A 14,479-nucleotide genomic window follows, 5' to 3' on the forward strand; every position below is an offset into this window, starting at 1 on the left:
TTAAATGCAGTCTATTGGCGCTATTACAATTTGTTTACCTTGTTTCTCAAATTCTTGAATAGTTTCTTTACTAGCCTCTTCATCTGTTATTATAAGGTCAATTTCTTTAAGTGACTCTCCTTTTATAAAGCAGTCTATTCCGAGTTTATTATGAGGAGCTAAACAAATATTTCTTCGAGCGATTTTGCTTACTGTTTTTCCAAAATGAGCAACTTCCGGTGTTGCAGTACTTATACCATGTAATGAAACTCCACCACCTGTGGAAAAATAAATATCAATAGTAAAACTACTAATCAATTCCGAGGCAAGTGTATCAGTAATATTTCCTGAAGGTTTTACCTTACCACCAATTAAATACACTTCTATGTTCTTATATTCTCGTAACGAACTAGCTATCTCTATAGAATTCGTAATAACTGTGAATGATGTTTCGGGTAAAAATTTTAACATAGCACAATGAATTGAAGCCCCACCAATAAAAACGGAATCTCCTTCTTGTATATAAGATGCAGCAACTTTAGCGATTGCGTCCTCATATATAGGGCCATTACTATAACGTTTAGATGGCTCTGCGGCTAAGTTCCTCACTCTTGCAAGTTCAATTGCACCTCCGTGCGTCCTTTTTAATAAACCCTCTTTCTCCATAATAGATAGATCTCTTCTTATAGAATCAATAGACATATCAAATATTTCAGCAAGATCTTTTGCGACTACTCTTCCATCTTTCTTAAGCAATTCTAAAATGTTCTCTCGACGCTCTTCAGTAAACATGTTCTCACCACCGTTATTGAAAATTCAGAAATTTAATATTTATGTTAATTATATGCATGTCCCTTCCGTTTTACAATATTTTCAATTCTTATTTTTTCAGCTTTATGCAGGTTTTCTCTCTCTTTCTATTTCATTAACTTCAACACCGAATAAATGTATATTTGTATATCCTACTAAAATGCTTCTATTTATCTCCTTATTGTTGTAAAATTATTCCTATGTTTTACTTTTTAATACAGAAAGGAATTACTATGAAATCTTTAATTAAAGTAACTTGTACAGCATTAATATTTACAGGAATAATGGCAGGATGTAATAGCAGTGCTACACCAAAACAAGAAAAGAGCTCTCTCGAAAAGAATGCAATGCACTATGGGGAAATATTTAAAAACGGATACTATAGAGCAACTGTTGAAAATGCAAGATTCGAAAAAATAGACAAAGAGTGGCGTCTCACAGCACGTGTTATGATTAATAATGTTCGAGCCGATGGACAAACTATTGATCTTTCAGAGATAAAATATTTCATAAAAGATGAAAAAACTGGTCAAAAATATGAAGGTGAAGTTCATCCAGTAGATGATGAGAAATATAAAAATGTTCCACTCGAATTTTCTTTAACTACTGACGTTGTATTTGAAATGAAAACTTCGCCTAAAGACTTAAATAACATGTATTTGTATATAGATAGTAAAGTTGCTCCATTAACAAATACATATTGGAAGCTTGATAATTTAGTATCAAAATAAAAAACAGTCTTAAATGACTGTTTTTTTGTTATCGAACTTGTAAACTTCAGCAAAAGAAACTCTCTTTATTATAAATTAATATACAAATAACCAAGTTATTTTTTCTCAAGCAAGACATCTTTTGCACAAATCGTTACTTCTTCAAATGGGCAATCAAATAACATACCTAATTCAAATCCATCTTCAGTAAGCTCTATTTCATGGTACAGCCACCAAGCACCTTTAAGATTATCCGGCATAGAACATTTCGTCACTCCTGTAAAAGTTACTTGAAGTTTATCGAAATCACTAAAAGTGCCACTGCAATCTACTGTTATAGATAAAATATCTTCTAAATTTCTCTCTACAGTTAAAATTTCACTATCATGTAGTGATGCCTTATGTAACTGAACAACATTTGACGGAAGCATTTTCTTAATGGAATTAAAATGTTCTAAGTATGATAGATCTAATTGAGCCATTCTTTTCTCATAATCTGCTGTCCACTCTAATAAAAGTTTCTTTAATTCATTAGGTGGATATTCTGAATCAATAGTGTTGTTATGAATATGTGTATGTAGTGTTTCAGGAAGAAAATTTAATAAATCTTCTTTCCTTTCTTCTACTTCGTCTTTCAAACTTTGTATATAATCAGGATTCACTTCTTTCCATTCTTCTATTGATCCTATGTAATTTACAAATCCTGAAATTTGCATTTCTTTATACCAATCTCTTGTGAAATATTTCAATGACATCTCTCCTAAAATATTTTAACATCCAAGAAAAGCAATATATTTATTTATTATATCATTCCAATAACCATTTTTTCTAAAGAAAAAATGTAAAACTGCAAATATTCCGCCTATTATTTCTAAAACTTCAGAATATTTACAAAATTATAAAACTAGATTACATTTTACTAGTACAAGATTTTCCTGTACAAAAATCTAAACAAAAAAAGGGATGGTTATATGTTGAAGAAATTAGTAGCAGGGACATTAGTAGCAGGTTTTGCATTAACTGGAGGATTAGGTGTAGTAAGTGCTGCAGAAAAAGATAATACAATTAAATCATTTGATTATTTAAAAGTTGATGAAAAGAATGTTAATTCATTCACAAAACTAAGCGATCAATCAAAAAAAGACATCCAAATTACTATGGTACTACCTAAGCAAAATGAAAATGGAGATTGGTTAGCTTATGGCTTTACTAGCAGAGAAACATTGAATGCTTTTATTGAAAAGGATAAAAAGGCACTTAAAAATCAAATTAACCCCTTAGGTAGTGGTGCTGGTAGTACCGATTTTTATGAGCATCAAAATAAAGGTGGACAGTATATTTATTGGAGCAGCGGCTTTAAAAACCTACCTTCTAGCTGGAACGACAGAATTTCTTCTGTAAGTACAGCTTCACCTTCTGCAAGTTATTCAACAACGCTATGGGAACATTCTTCAACTCAAGGATATGGAAAAGGTGTCTCCTTTAGACACTCTGATTGGTATGGTCAAACTGCTAATTTAGCTGCGGATTGGAACGATATTACTTCAGCAATTGAAATCAAATAGTAACAGGGCATTTCAATTGAATAGTTGGAACTACATTTTTATATAGTTTCACACAAATTGCTACTTAAATATTATTAGATAGTAGAAAGACCAGTCATTTTAGACTGGTCTTTCTACCTTCAAGCGTGCACAGCATGTCTTACGGCCTACAATAATGCTTCATGAATTGCTTCAGATAAATTAGAGAACCATTACACTATTCACTATCAAAACTCTTCTGTAATTTCCGAATGTAAATAATTTGACCAATATGATACGCATTATGAGTTGTTACATTAGCTAATACTTCCCACCACTTCGCAGATACAGGAAATCCAATTACATCACTTTCAACCTTGTCTTCATTTATGAGATTTTGCCATTGTAACAGTTTCTCTAATAGTTTTTCTCTTAACTCTTCAAATGTTTGATTATCTGATAGCATAAAACTTTTGTTATTATCACCAATAGCGGGCACGGCATTAACATTTGATTCTTTATACCTTGTTTGCCACGTCGAGTTCCAATACAGTAAATGTTGTACAATTTCAGCTATACTATTACTCTCTTCATTCGGTTTCCAGAAAGCTTCTCTCTCAGATAAATCCTTAACTGCATCTGAAAACGGAATATACCAACTAGGATCATTCGCATTTGCTAATAACTGATCTGCTAAAACATCTTTAACATGGAACATTTTACTTCCCCCCGTTAAAAAGATTCATTTCAAGACAATACTCACTTCTCTATATACGCTGAGTTTGCAAAATCCCCTCTTTTTAGCCTCAATCCCAAACATATGCACATAAAGAAACCGAAAGCACCTAATCCATAAGCTGTTGTATAACCACTTTCCCCGATAATCCATCCTGCAAGTCCTGGTCCAATCATTTGACCAACTGCATAGAAAACGGATATAAAACTAATTGCCATTGAGACATATTTCGGAGATACTTGCTTTGAAGCAGCAACTTGAATTAATAAAAGGATACCTCCGAGGCTGGAACCCCAAATAATTGCCGACATGATAAAGCCAATGATATGTCCAAATATAATTGGAATCATATCACCTATTACAGCTAATAAAAGTGCAATACATAACGTCTTCTTTATACCAATCCGATCCGAAATCAATCCCCAGACAGGAGCTCCTACGATTGAAAACATACCTGCAATCGCATAAACAGTTCCCGAAATTGATGCCGAAATACCATTATCAATCATAAAACTAGTTTGATATAAATTTGGAATTAAATAAACAACTCCAACAATAAAATACATCCATGCAATGATGTATAGCTCTTTCGTTTTCCATAAAAACGACTTATTATTCCTTTCCCCCTCATCTTCAGTAACTTCTGGATTTTTCAAAACAATTGAGGAAACGAATACAACAATACATGTAATAACGCCAAACAAAAGCCATGAACCACGCCAACTATACTCTGGAAATGTACGTACTATATAAGGAACAATTATTCCACTAAATAGCATGCCTATGCCAGCACCGCTTAATAACAGCCCCATTGCAGTTCCTCTTTTTTCTGGAAACCATCCTACTGTTATTGACATGAGTGGTGTATATACAAGAGCACTTCCAGCTCCAGCACATAGCATAAAAATAGCAGCTATCCAAACTGAAGGAACAAATGCTAATCCTATTAAACTTACAACGACGAGCCAACTCCCTATTAATAAAACTGATTTTGCTCCAAAATGAATGGTGAGTATTCCAGATGTTCCGACTGTTAATAAATAGCCTAAAAAGAGTATCGTTCCTAGCATACCTGATTGAGCTGTAGATAAATGGAGTCCTTCTTGCATAAACGGCAATATAATTCCATATGCCATACGTGCAAAACCCGTCGTTGTTATAATAAGAAACATTCCTGTTAATACAAATATCCAAAAATGACGCTCCTTCTGCTCTTTCATTTAAATCCCTCCATAAAAAGTTATTTCCAATTGGATGTTGATTGTAATTATAATGACCATTACAAAAAGCAACTACCAAATGACGGAGGAGTTTACGGTATAGCGGATTATTCCTGTTTTACGTTAATAAATACGTAAAAATTTTGATGGATTCATTCCATATTTTTTACGAAATAACTCTGAAAAATGACTGACATTATTGTATCCAACTGCAAATGCCGTTTCGGTCACATTACTATTTCCCGAACGCAGTAAATCTATCGCATGTTCCATACGTTTTTCTCGTAAATATGTAAATGTGGACATCCCAAATAATTCTTTAAACCCAATTTTTAATTTATAATCATTTAATCCTACTATTTTAGCCAATTCTAATAATGATGGGGGTGATTCCATTCGTTGAAGTAAAATTTCTTCAGCCTGTTTTATTTTATTCAAATCCTTTTTTGATAATTGACTCCTTTTATTGGCGTCACAATCATTAAGCAACACTCTCCCAAAATGTATAGAAAGCAATTCGAGCGCTTTACTTTCTATTTCTAGTTGATTAATACGATCCTTTTGGGGATGCTCTATCATTCTCTTAATACGATTAGATGTTATAGAATCAATTGGATTTTGAAACTTTTTAAAAGATTGATTTCCTAATATAGAATGAAAATCAAGACTTTTTTCAATAGCATTATTCGTCATGAAATGATTAAACAATGGTACAGGAATACCAATCGCTAATGAATATAGAGTCGTTTCTTTTTCATATTCAAATAATACATCAAAATCATTCATAAAATATAAATAGCTATTTCCAGTCATTAATTCATACGAGGAATGACCAACTTGCACTTCTCCGAACCCTTGTAAACAAAAATTAAGCTCCACCATTGCTGCATCAGATGCAAACTGGATGCAATGATTTTTATGAAATTGATAATTTGATAACACAATTTCCATTCCTGAAAACGAAGTCCATCTTCGTATTTCACCCTTACCTATTGTTTTGGGCATATTCATATGTCTTTCCTCTACAACTTGTAAACCATGAAAATATTTATGAAAAATATCATGAAAACCGTTAGTCTCCATGAAATCCACCCTCCTTTTATGTAAAAACTAAAATTAATTGATAATCATTTTCAATTATAACAAATATCTTTATACAATAAATAGATTTTATCCCCATAACTCGTTATGATAAAAGAAAAAGAAAGCGAGCGACCAATGAATAAAAAAATCGCGGTTATTACAGGGGCATCAAGTGGATTCGGACTATTAACGACACTTGAACTTGCGAAAAAAGACTATTTTGTCATTGCTACAATGCGAAATCTTGAAAAACAAGTAGACTTAATATCTCAAGCTACTAAACTCAACTTACAGCAAAACATAAAAGTTCAACAATTAGATGTAACAGATCAAAGTTCTATACATAACTTTCAATTATTTTTAAAAGACATGAATAGAGTAGACCTTCTCATTAATAATGCAGGATATGCAACTGGAGGCTTTGTAGAAGAAATTCCAGTAGAGGAATACCGTAAACAATTTGAAACGAACCTTTTTGGAGCTATTTCAATCACTCAACTTGTCTTACCATATATGAGAAAGCAGAAAAGTGGAAAAATCATTAATATAAGCAGTATTAGTGGCCAAGTTGGATTTCCTGGTTTATCCCCTTACGTTTCTTCAAAATATGCATTAGAAGGCTGGAGTGAATCGCTTCGCTTAGAAGTAAAACCTTTCGGAATAGACGTTGCCTTACTTGAACCTGGTTCTTATAACACGAACATATGGGAAGTTGGTAAACAATTAGCTGAAAACCAATCTGATACAACCTCTCCTTACAAAGAATATATGGATAAAATACAAAAACATATTAATAGCGGCAGCAATACATTTGGTAATCCGATAGATGTTGCCAATAAAATCGTTGAAATTGCCGAAGCGAAACGTACTACATTAAGATATCCAATTGGAAAAGGTGTCAAATTTATGATCTTTGCGAAGAAAATTCTTCCATGGAGATTGTGGGAGTTTCTTGTTTTGAGGAGTTTTAAGAAGATGTAAGTAACTTTATTGAAAAAATATGTAAGGGGTGCTAATTAAATGCTAGGTTTACCCTATGGTAAAGTGTTTTTAGTTCCGTGGTCCGAAGAGTGGGAATTTGAGTTTTCAAAAGAAAAACAATTAATTGAGGAACAAATTGGAAAATATATTTTAGCGATACACCATATTGGAAGTACTTCCATCCCGCATTTAAGCGCAAAACCTATTATTGATATTGCGATTGAATTAAGAGATTTCAAAAGTGATCTAAAATGTATTACAAACCTAGAACAATTAAATTATAAATATAGAAAAGATGTATTACCCGAAAGGTATTATTTCAATAAAGGTGAGCCAAGAACTCATCAAATTCATATGTATGAACAAGGGAATAAATATTTAATGGAACAATTAAAATTCAGATATTACTTAATAGACAATAAAACTTCTCGTATGCAGTATGAACAGTTAAAGATTCAACTTTCAAAAGCTAATCCTAATGATAAACATAAGTATGCAGAAGATAAAACAAATTTCATTAAATCCATATTGACTAAAATCAATGATTAAATTACGAGGGCCAAACTTCATACACATGATAAGCAACCATTTACACATAGATAAATGGTTGCTTATCAATTAGTTATCTCATTAATCGTACCATCGATACCTATTATTATAAGTGATTGATCTTCACATTTTTCATGAATCCATTCTAAAATCACGTTTAAATCCAACCTAATCCATCCCCTTATACTTCTTACATCAATAATTATATCGTTATGCAGCAGGTGGAACGAAGTAAAATAGCATCGAAGTCATAAAAACAAATGTAAATACTCCAATTAGTGAAAATATATAATCTTTCGATTCTCTATCATACTTCCATTCCATCCATGCTCTCAAGATCAACGTACCACCTAAATAAGTGAAAATGACATAAGCAATATTAACACTTTCGAATTTAAAGATAAAAATAAAACTAGTTATTAAATAAATAAAAAGTAATCCTATTTCCAATTTTTTATGTAAACTATTTACATGTTTTTTATAGCCCCAAAAACCTATCTTAGGCATATTCAATTTTTTTCTTAAAAACTTATCAAAAAATAGACAGCTATACAAAAAACAATACTTATAATCCAAAAAGTAGAAGTTCCCATTACCATTCCTCCTATTACTTCATTGAATTATTAAAAATAAAGTGGACGTTATTACGGTTATTCTCTTCTAAATAACTTAAGATTCCTTCAGGATATGTTGGTTTCTCCTTTAATTCTTCTAGACTTTTCCAAGTTAATATAATATCCTCATGATCTTTATGCCGTATTTCATTTGTAATGATCTCTTCAACAGTTCCCCGATGTAGCAATGTACAGTGATGTCCTTTTTCGTTTTTCCACTCAAAAATATTCTCACTTACAATTGCTAACTCTTGAACATCAACTTTCAAATCATATTCTTCCATCAACTCCCGTATTATTGCTTCTTGTGCCGTCTCACCAAACTCAATAGAGCCACCTGAAAAACGGTAAAGTGAAACTTTAATCAGTGGGGGTTTTGTTCCCCACCAATGATTATTAGTTGAACCAATCGGGCGTTTACGGGCAGTTGATCTCCCACCTAACTTCTTTGCACCAGCCGATTTTTTGAGGTGGGAGTCTTACTGCCCGTTAATGCGGGATAAAATGATTCATTCTCATCACATTGAACAGGCGCTTTAGGATGATCTTCATTTAAAATCATTGCTTCAGCGCGTAATCGAAGACTTTTCATTTCTTCTCTCCCTATAATTGCTCATTATATGATATTGCCATAGTTTCGTAATCAATACATATTAAATAAGGAAATATAGAATTATCCCCGTTATCATTAGTGATACAGCCCCGCCTAAGGACATCAAAAACTCCCTCGATTCTCGGTCATATTTCCATTCCATATATGATTCGAAACTATATAACGTAATTAAAAACAAAAAAGGTAGAAAGCCCATATATAGGGGATTTGAAAGAGAAGAGCATATAATTATAACCACTATATAAGAAAAAATAATAATTCTGTTTCCCCATTTATGCAGCTTATTTACATATTTATTATTCCATCCTTTTTGTTTCGGTATATTTAGCCTTTTTCTCACTATATTTTCTAAGAAAAATAAGAATATGATCCATAAAACTAATACAATTACTTTCACATGCAATAGAGAGATCGCCTCCTTTACCTTATCGTTTAGATTTTCTCCGGCTGATCACTCGGATACGTAGCATTTCCTTTATTTTCAATATCCCAACTAATAATTGTCGCACTATCTCGTCCGAATTGATAATGAACGTGTTCTAAAACATTGTGAACATGTTCTTTAAGCTCTACATTATTTCCATTCATATCATTATAAAGATTTAATGAAGTTTCATAACGGCGTTCCCCGCATTCTAATACTCCATCTGTCACCATTACAATTCGATTCTTTCCAGTACGTAGTTCACGAATTCCTGACGAATAGCAAGGAACGGGTAAATTAAATGTATTTACATTACCAATCCATTCGTAAAAGTGGCGTTGATTCAATGTATATTGTCCTAATTTATGTAACTCTTCATGAAATACATAAACCAAGCAATCACCTATGGAAAGCCACCATATGTAATTTTCTTTTCTTACGCATATTAAGCAAGCAGTTTCACCTTTTACTCTTTCGCACTTTTCTTTAAATGAGGGGGATTGAAAAATCGTAAGTATATAATTTTCAACAGATCGAAATACGGTTTCAATTGATTCTTTCATAATCGCTTTTATATTTTCATATTCTTTTTGGATTGTATTTACTACTAAATCAACACTATCTGCACTATTATGTCCATCTAATATAACAGCGAATTCCCAATCACCATTTGACCAAACTAATGCACCGTCTTCATTCTTTTTTGCTCCGGCACTTATATTCCCGCCGTATTTACCAAGTACGATATCACCATATTGCTTTACTGAAACTTCGTCTAAACACATTTCCCTACTTCCAACCCATGAATATTGTGTATTATTTGTTGTATGCATACTCATTTACCATATACTTTCGTATTCTTTCGCATAGTTTTTTGATTTTCTCTGAGTCACCATATGGTGCGCCAGTCCATTTCGCTACTTCAGTTGGTGACCAAAACTCTTTTGGTGTATTCGGATAACGCGGAATAATGTGCATATGCAAATGTGGTACACCATTACCTGAAACGAAACTGTAAATATGTTCTGCACCTTCGCTTTCTTTAAGTGCTTTACTTACTCTACTTGTTATAAGTCCGAACGCTTTCGCTTCTTCATCTGTTAGTTCAGCAAGGCCAGGTACATGTCTCTTTATATCTATCATTACATAGCCAAGGTATGTTTCTTCTGCATCCCAATGGACATGTCCAACGTATATGAGATCATCTTCATAAATAGCACCACCTGGAACTGTAATGTTCCCTTTATGTTTTTCACAAATGAAGCAGTTTTTTTCTGCTTGATTGTTTATTGGCATATCCATCACCATCCTTTTCATATATAATATCACAAAAAAAGGAAAAATAGGTTTTGTATTCCGAAAATTCAATCTCTTAAACCCACATTTTTTCTATTAAATTTATATGATACGATTTAAACAAATTTCATTTTAAAAGTTTACAACTCATTATTTCTTCAAAAGCGTAATCCCCATTCCAACTGCAATCCCAATCGCTATTCCGATTGCTATATTATCAGTAAATACACCAGGAATTACACCAATTACAACACCTATAGCGACACCAATTGTCATAGCATCATTTCTTTTTTTATTTTCAGACAAAATTGCATCTCCTCCCATCATTTCTCCCTATATAATATCTATTTACATAAACGTGGTAATATCCTAATATATTCGCTATTCCACTTGAATATTTCCAAAAAATGTACTTTAAACTTTAAATATATTACTTTTCCATTTTCCGTACATACTCCTCTTATTATGAAAAAATTTTCGAGTAACCATTAAATATACATAGGCATTTACTATAAGAAAGATTCGTAATTCATTTAAGGAGGAACGATTCAAATGCATCCTCATTGGAATCCAAATTTAAATCAACAATATGTTTACTCACCCCATACCCCAAGGAATACACTGCATTATGATTCGCAATACATGATGCAGCGCATCGCAAGCCTTGAAAGCCAATTAGCTAAATTGATCTCTTTAATCGAAGAAAATAATCATTTAATAAAATCAATGGAACAACAGCAAAACCAAGTTTGTGCACCAGCTGGAGGTTCTGTTATTGTTCGGATGTAATTCGAATTCAAAAAAACACACTTTGTTGTATAAAGTGTGTTTTTTGAATTATTTTCTTTTTGTATGAAACCCTTGCGTAATTCGGTCTAATATAATCGCAATCACGACGATAGCTAGTCCCGCTTCAAATCCCATTCCGATATTTACTTGTGTTACAGAGCGATATACATCGACGCCAAGTCCTGGCGCTCCTACAAGTGAAGCTGTTACAACCATTGATAACGAAAGCATAATACTTTGATTCACTCCAGCCATGATCGTTCCGGTTGCGAGTGGTAATTGTACTTTAAATAATTTTTGTGATGCGGTAGAGCCAAACGCATTCGCAGCTTCAATTAAATCTTCTGGAACTTGTCTAATTCCTAAGTCTGTAAATCTGATTGTCGGTGGCATAGCAAAAATAACGGAAGCGATAATGCCTGGTACGACGCCTACCCCAAAAAATGTTATCGCGGGAATGAGATAGACGAATGCTGGCATTGTTTGCATAAAATCTAATGTCGGTTTTAAAAATTTTGAAAAGCGCTCGTTTTGAGATGCTAAAATGCCAATTGGAATTCCGACTATAATTGAAATAATAACTGAAGTAAGTACGAGCGCTAATGTTTGCATCGTTTGTGCCCAATAGTTAATATTTAAAATAAATAATAATCCGATGAGCGTAAAAATGACTAAAGATAATTTTCTCGTTGTGTACCAAATGAGGAAACATAGGAGAATAATCATCAATATGGCTGGTATTATTGTTAAAAAATTAGTGAGTAAATCAACAAATCCACCGATAATATAGGAGAATCCTCGGAACAAGCCTTCAAAGTGCTCATATAAACTTGCAACAAATGAATCGACCCATTCCCCTAATGGAATACGCGGTATACTATTCATCGTCTTTCACCTCTTCCTCAATGTTTCCTGCAAGAGCCTGAATGACACTTTCACGTTTAATAATTCCTCTTAGCCTTTTCTTCTCATCAATTACGGGTAACGGATATTTCATCTCCGCCATTTTTGCATACGTTTCTTCCAGTAAAGTTTCTAAATACACATGCGGAATATCGTTAAGTAATAAATCAGCAATCGGCCACTGTTTTTGTACTGCTTTACTTGCATCATCCGCAGTTAATATACCTAAAAACTCATACTTTTTGTTTACAACATATACGGTAGAAACACCTGCATTCCTCATAATTTGAAGTGCTACACGTGGTCCACGATCAATTAATAAAGTCTCCGGTCGTTTTAATATAGATTCCGCCGTAATTACTTTTCCTAAATTCACGTCCGCCACGAATTTCTCTACAAATTCATTGGCAGGACTCATCATAATTTCTTCCGGCGTTCCAATTTGAACGATTTCTCCATCTTTCATTAATGCGATACGATCTCCAATGCGAAGCGCTTCATCTAAATCGTGTGTAATAAATATAATTGTTTTTTCCATTTTATCTTGTAACTCTAACAATTCATCTTGCATTTCTTTTCGAATTAGTGGATCTAATGCACTAAATGACTCGTCCATTAGTAATACATCTGGATTATTCGTTAGTGCCCTTGCGATTCCAACACGCTGCTGCATACCACCACTAAGTTGACTTGGGTAATTATCTTTATGATGATCTAGCCCTACTAACTGTAGCGATTCTAACGCCTTATTTTCTCTTTCCTCTACTGGAACTCCTTGAATTTCTAACCCGTACGCAACGTTTTGTATCACTGTACGGTGCGGAAATAAAGCGAACTTTTGAAACACCATGCTCATCTTCGTTCTTCTTACTCTTCGCAACTCTTCTTTTCCCATCGTTGCGATATCTTCACCATCTATGTATATATGCCCCGCTGTCGGTTTAATTAATTGATTTAGCATTCGAACCAATGTAGATTTCCCACTACCAGATAAACCCATAATAACAAAAATTTCTCCAGTGTATACTTCAAACGTTGCCTTTTTCACACCAACGTTCATTCCTGTCTCCTTTAAAATTTCGGATTTGCTTTTTCCTTCTTTTAATAAGGTAAGCGCTCGTTGCGGATGTTTCCCAAATACTTTTGTTACATTTTCAACACGTACCTTTGTATTATCCATGTCACTACTCCTTTTCTGCCCATCTATTTACATAGTGTTGCGATTTTGCAAAGAAATATTACATAAAAATGACATTCATAAGCTTTCTTTAAAATTCTCGTTTCCGTTCATAATAAGAATGCTTACTTATACATTTATTTAAAAAGGCAAACGTTTCTTAGGAGGGTTTCGATGAAAAAGAAAATATGGCTTATATGCCTTGCATTATTTATTACTATGATTTTCACTTCATGTAATGCAACAAATGCAAATTCGAAAGGGAAAATTAAAATAGGTGTAACAAGTTGGAAAGAAAATATCGCAACCGCAAACATGTGGAAAGTTTTATTAGAAGAAAAAGGCTACAAAGTTGAGCTCATGTATTTAGAAAAAGCTGCGATTTGGACTGGAGTCGCACGTGGTGATGTCGATGCAAATTTAGAAGTATGGCTTCCAGTTACTGATCAACCATTAAATGATCGTTATAAAGATGACATTGTCTTAAAATCAAAATGGTATGAAGGCACTGGACTTGGTTTAGTCGTCCCTTCTTATGTGAAAAACATAAACAGCATCGAAGATTTAAACGCTCATAAAGATGAGCTAGATAATAAAATCGTCGGGATTGAACCTGGCAGTAGCCTTATGAATTTAACGAATAAAGCAATGAAAGAATATGATATAAAACTCAAACTTGTCCAATCTTCAGAAGCTGCGATGATGAGCGAACTAAAGAAGGCATATACGAAAAAGAAACCAATCGCTGTTACGCTTTGGAATCCTCATTGGGGCTTTTCAGAATTTGACTTAAAATATTTAAAAGACCCTAAGAAAGTATATGGTGAAAAAGATGACATTTATTACTCCGTTCGTAAAGGTTTCGAAAAAGATCATCCGGATATTGTGAAATACTTTGATCAATGGAAAATGAACGATGAACAACTAGGTACTTTAATGGTCATGCTAAATAAAACGAAAGATCCGGAAGAAGCCGCGCGAAAATGGATTAAAAAAAATCAAGCTTTAGTTGATGAATGGGTAAAAGAATGACAAAAACAGGCTAGGGAATTTATCATATTCTCTAGCCTGT

The 14,479-nt window shown here is 33.2% G+C and carries 17 protein-coding genes and 2 pseudogenes; 6 read left to right on the forward strand and 13 right to left on the reverse strand.

The annotated features are described in order from the left end of the window. Nucleotides 1–771: a DeoR/GlpR family DNA-binding transcription regulator gene (locus MHI07_RS12835; RefSeq protein WP_204209977.1), complete on the reverse strand. Its 771-nt coding sequence runs from the start codon at nucleotides 769–771 to the stop codon at nucleotides 1–3. Between the two features lie 251 nt (nucleotides 772–1,022). Here MHI07_RS12835 and MHI07_RS12840 point away from each other — a divergent pair, with 251 nt between their 5' ends. Continuing rightward, nucleotides 1,023–1,520: a hypothetical protein gene (locus MHI07_RS12840; RefSeq protein WP_340824173.1), complete on the forward strand. Its 498-nt coding sequence runs from the start codon at nucleotides 1,023–1,025 to the stop codon at nucleotides 1,518–1,520. A 95-nt stretch (nucleotides 1,521–1,615) separates the two neighbouring features. Here MHI07_RS12840 and MHI07_RS12845 read toward each other — a convergent pair whose 3' ends face one another. Then, on the reverse strand, nucleotides 1,616–2,248 hold the full coding sequence (locus MHI07_RS12845; protein ID WP_215578676.1) for a DUF4085 family protein: 633 nt from the start codon (nucleotides 2,246–2,248) through the stop codon (nucleotides 1,616–1,618). 222 nt (nucleotides 2,249–2,470) lie between these two features. Here MHI07_RS12845 and MHI07_RS12850 point away from each other — a divergent pair, with 222 nt between their 5' ends. Then, nucleotides 2,471–3,064 carry a hypothetical protein gene (locus MHI07_RS12850; RefSeq protein ID WP_000914462.1) on the forward strand — a complete coding sequence of 198 codons (594 nt, stop codon included), beginning with the start codon at nucleotides 2,471–2,473 and terminating at the stop codon, nucleotides 3,062–3,064. Nucleotides 3,065–3,260: 196 nt separating this feature from the next. On the opposite strand, the gene MHI07_RS12855 is transcribed toward MHI07_RS12850, so the two are convergent. The 3 genes from MHI07_RS12855 to MHI07_RS12865 form a co-directional block, all read right to left on the reverse strand. Beyond that, the gene (locus MHI07_RS12855; RefSeq protein WP_002110268.1) at nucleotides 3,261–3,740 is read right to left on the reverse strand and encodes a DinB family protein; all 480 of its coding nucleotides are present in this window, start codon (nucleotides 3,738–3,740) and stop codon (nucleotides 3,261–3,263) included. A gap of 41 nt (nucleotides 3,741–3,781) precedes the next feature. Then, complete coding sequence (locus MHI07_RS12860; protein WP_088078688.1) at nucleotides 3,782–4,978, reverse strand: MFS transporter; 1,197 nt, start codon at nucleotides 4,976–4,978, stop codon at nucleotides 3,782–3,784. 123 nt (nucleotides 4,979–5,101) lie between these two features. Further along, entirely contained in the window at nucleotides 5,102–6,061 is a 960-nt protein-coding gene (locus tag MHI07_RS12865) for a helix-turn-helix domain-containing protein (RefSeq protein WP_340824179.1), read from the reverse strand. A 135-nt stretch (nucleotides 6,062–6,196) separates the two neighbouring features. Between MHI07_RS12865 and MHI07_RS12870 the strand changes: the two genes are divergently transcribed. Further along, nucleotides 6,197–7,042 (forward strand): oxidoreductase, encoded by an 846-nt coding sequence (locus MHI07_RS12870; protein WP_340824181.1) that lies wholly within the window; start codon nucleotides 6,197–6,199, stop codon nucleotides 7,040–7,042. A gap of 39 nt (nucleotides 7,043–7,081) precedes the next feature. Further along, nucleotides 7,082–7,591, forward strand: coding sequence for a GrpB family protein (locus tag MHI07_RS12875; RefSeq protein ID WP_340824183.1), 510 nt, complete (start codon nucleotides 7,082–7,084; stop codon nucleotides 7,589–7,591). Between the two features lie 210 nt (nucleotides 7,592–7,801). Here the strand turns inward: MHI07_RS12875 and MHI07_RS12880 are convergent. The 6 genes and pseudogenes from MHI07_RS12880 to MHI07_RS12910 all read right to left on the reverse strand — a co-directional run bounded on the left by MHI07_RS12880 (nucleotide 7,802) and on the right by MHI07_RS12910 (nucleotide 10,862). Continuing rightward, nucleotides 7,802–8,184 (reverse strand): annotated as a pseudogene (locus tag MHI07_RS12880) (DUF4181 domain-containing protein). A 14-nt stretch (nucleotides 8,185–8,198) separates the two neighbouring features. After that, nucleotides 8,199–8,797 (reverse strand): annotated as a pseudogene (locus MHI07_RS29385) (NUDIX domain-containing protein). Nucleotides 8,798–8,858: 61 nt separating this feature from the next. Continuing rightward, the gene (locus MHI07_RS12895; protein ID WP_131230266.1) at nucleotides 8,859–9,221 is read right to left on the reverse strand and encodes a DUF4181 domain-containing protein; all 363 of its coding nucleotides are present in this window, start codon (nucleotides 9,219–9,221) and stop codon (nucleotides 8,859–8,861) included. 29 nt (nucleotides 9,222–9,250) lie between these two features. Beyond that, nucleotides 9,251–10,075 carry a PP2C family serine/threonine-protein phosphatase gene (locus MHI07_RS12900; protein ID WP_340826899.1) on the reverse strand — a complete coding sequence of 275 codons (825 nt, stop codon included), beginning with the start codon at nucleotides 10,073–10,075 and terminating at the stop codon, nucleotides 9,251–9,253. After that, nucleotides 10,059–10,559: an HIT family protein gene (locus MHI07_RS12905; protein ID WP_215578686.1), complete on the reverse strand. Its 501-nt coding sequence runs from the start codon at nucleotides 10,557–10,559 to the stop codon at nucleotides 10,059–10,061. Before MHI07_RS12905 ends, MHI07_RS12900 begins: the two co-directional genes overlap by 17 nt. A 129-nt stretch (nucleotides 10,560–10,688) precedes the next feature. Then, nucleotides 10,689–10,862, reverse strand: coding sequence for a septum formation initiator (locus tag MHI07_RS12910; RefSeq protein WP_340824188.1), 174 nt, complete (start codon nucleotides 10,860–10,862; stop codon nucleotides 10,689–10,691). A 228-nt stretch (nucleotides 10,863–11,090) separates the two neighbouring features. Here MHI07_RS12910 and MHI07_RS12915 point away from each other — a divergent pair, with 228 nt between their 5' ends. Then, nucleotides 11,091–11,327: a hypothetical protein gene (locus MHI07_RS12915; protein WP_016105064.1), complete on the forward strand. Its 237-nt coding sequence runs from the start codon at nucleotides 11,091–11,093 to the stop codon at nucleotides 11,325–11,327. A gap of 48 nt (nucleotides 11,328–11,375) precedes the next feature. Here MHI07_RS12915 and MHI07_RS12920 read toward each other — a convergent pair whose 3' ends face one another. Together MHI07_RS12920 and MHI07_RS12925 are read right to left on the reverse strand one after the other, a co-directional pair. Further along, nucleotides 11,376–12,212 (reverse strand): ABC transporter permease, encoded by an 837-nt coding sequence (locus MHI07_RS12920; protein WP_215578688.1) that lies wholly within the window; start codon nucleotides 12,210–12,212, stop codon nucleotides 11,376–11,378. Further along, nucleotides 12,205–13,410 carry a quaternary amine ABC transporter ATP-binding protein gene (locus MHI07_RS12925; RefSeq protein ID WP_340824194.1) on the reverse strand — a complete coding sequence of 402 codons (1,206 nt, stop codon included), beginning with the start codon at nucleotides 13,408–13,410 and terminating at the stop codon, nucleotides 12,205–12,207. Before MHI07_RS12925 ends, MHI07_RS12920 begins: the two co-directional genes overlap by 8 nt. Before the next feature lie 171 nt (nucleotides 13,411–13,581). Between MHI07_RS12925 and MHI07_RS12930 the strand changes: the two genes are divergently transcribed. After that, nucleotides 13,582–14,439: a glycine betaine ABC transporter substrate-binding protein gene (locus MHI07_RS12930; RefSeq protein WP_016105066.1), complete on the forward strand. Its 858-nt coding sequence runs from the start codon at nucleotides 13,582–13,584 to the stop codon at nucleotides 14,437–14,439. Nucleotides 14,440–14,479: the final 40 nt, after the last annotated feature.

Source organism: Bacillus sp. FSL H8-0545, from assembly GCF_038006105.1.
GTDB lineage: Bacteria > Bacillota > Bacilli > Bacillales > Bacillaceae_G > Bacillus_A > Bacillus_A cereus_U.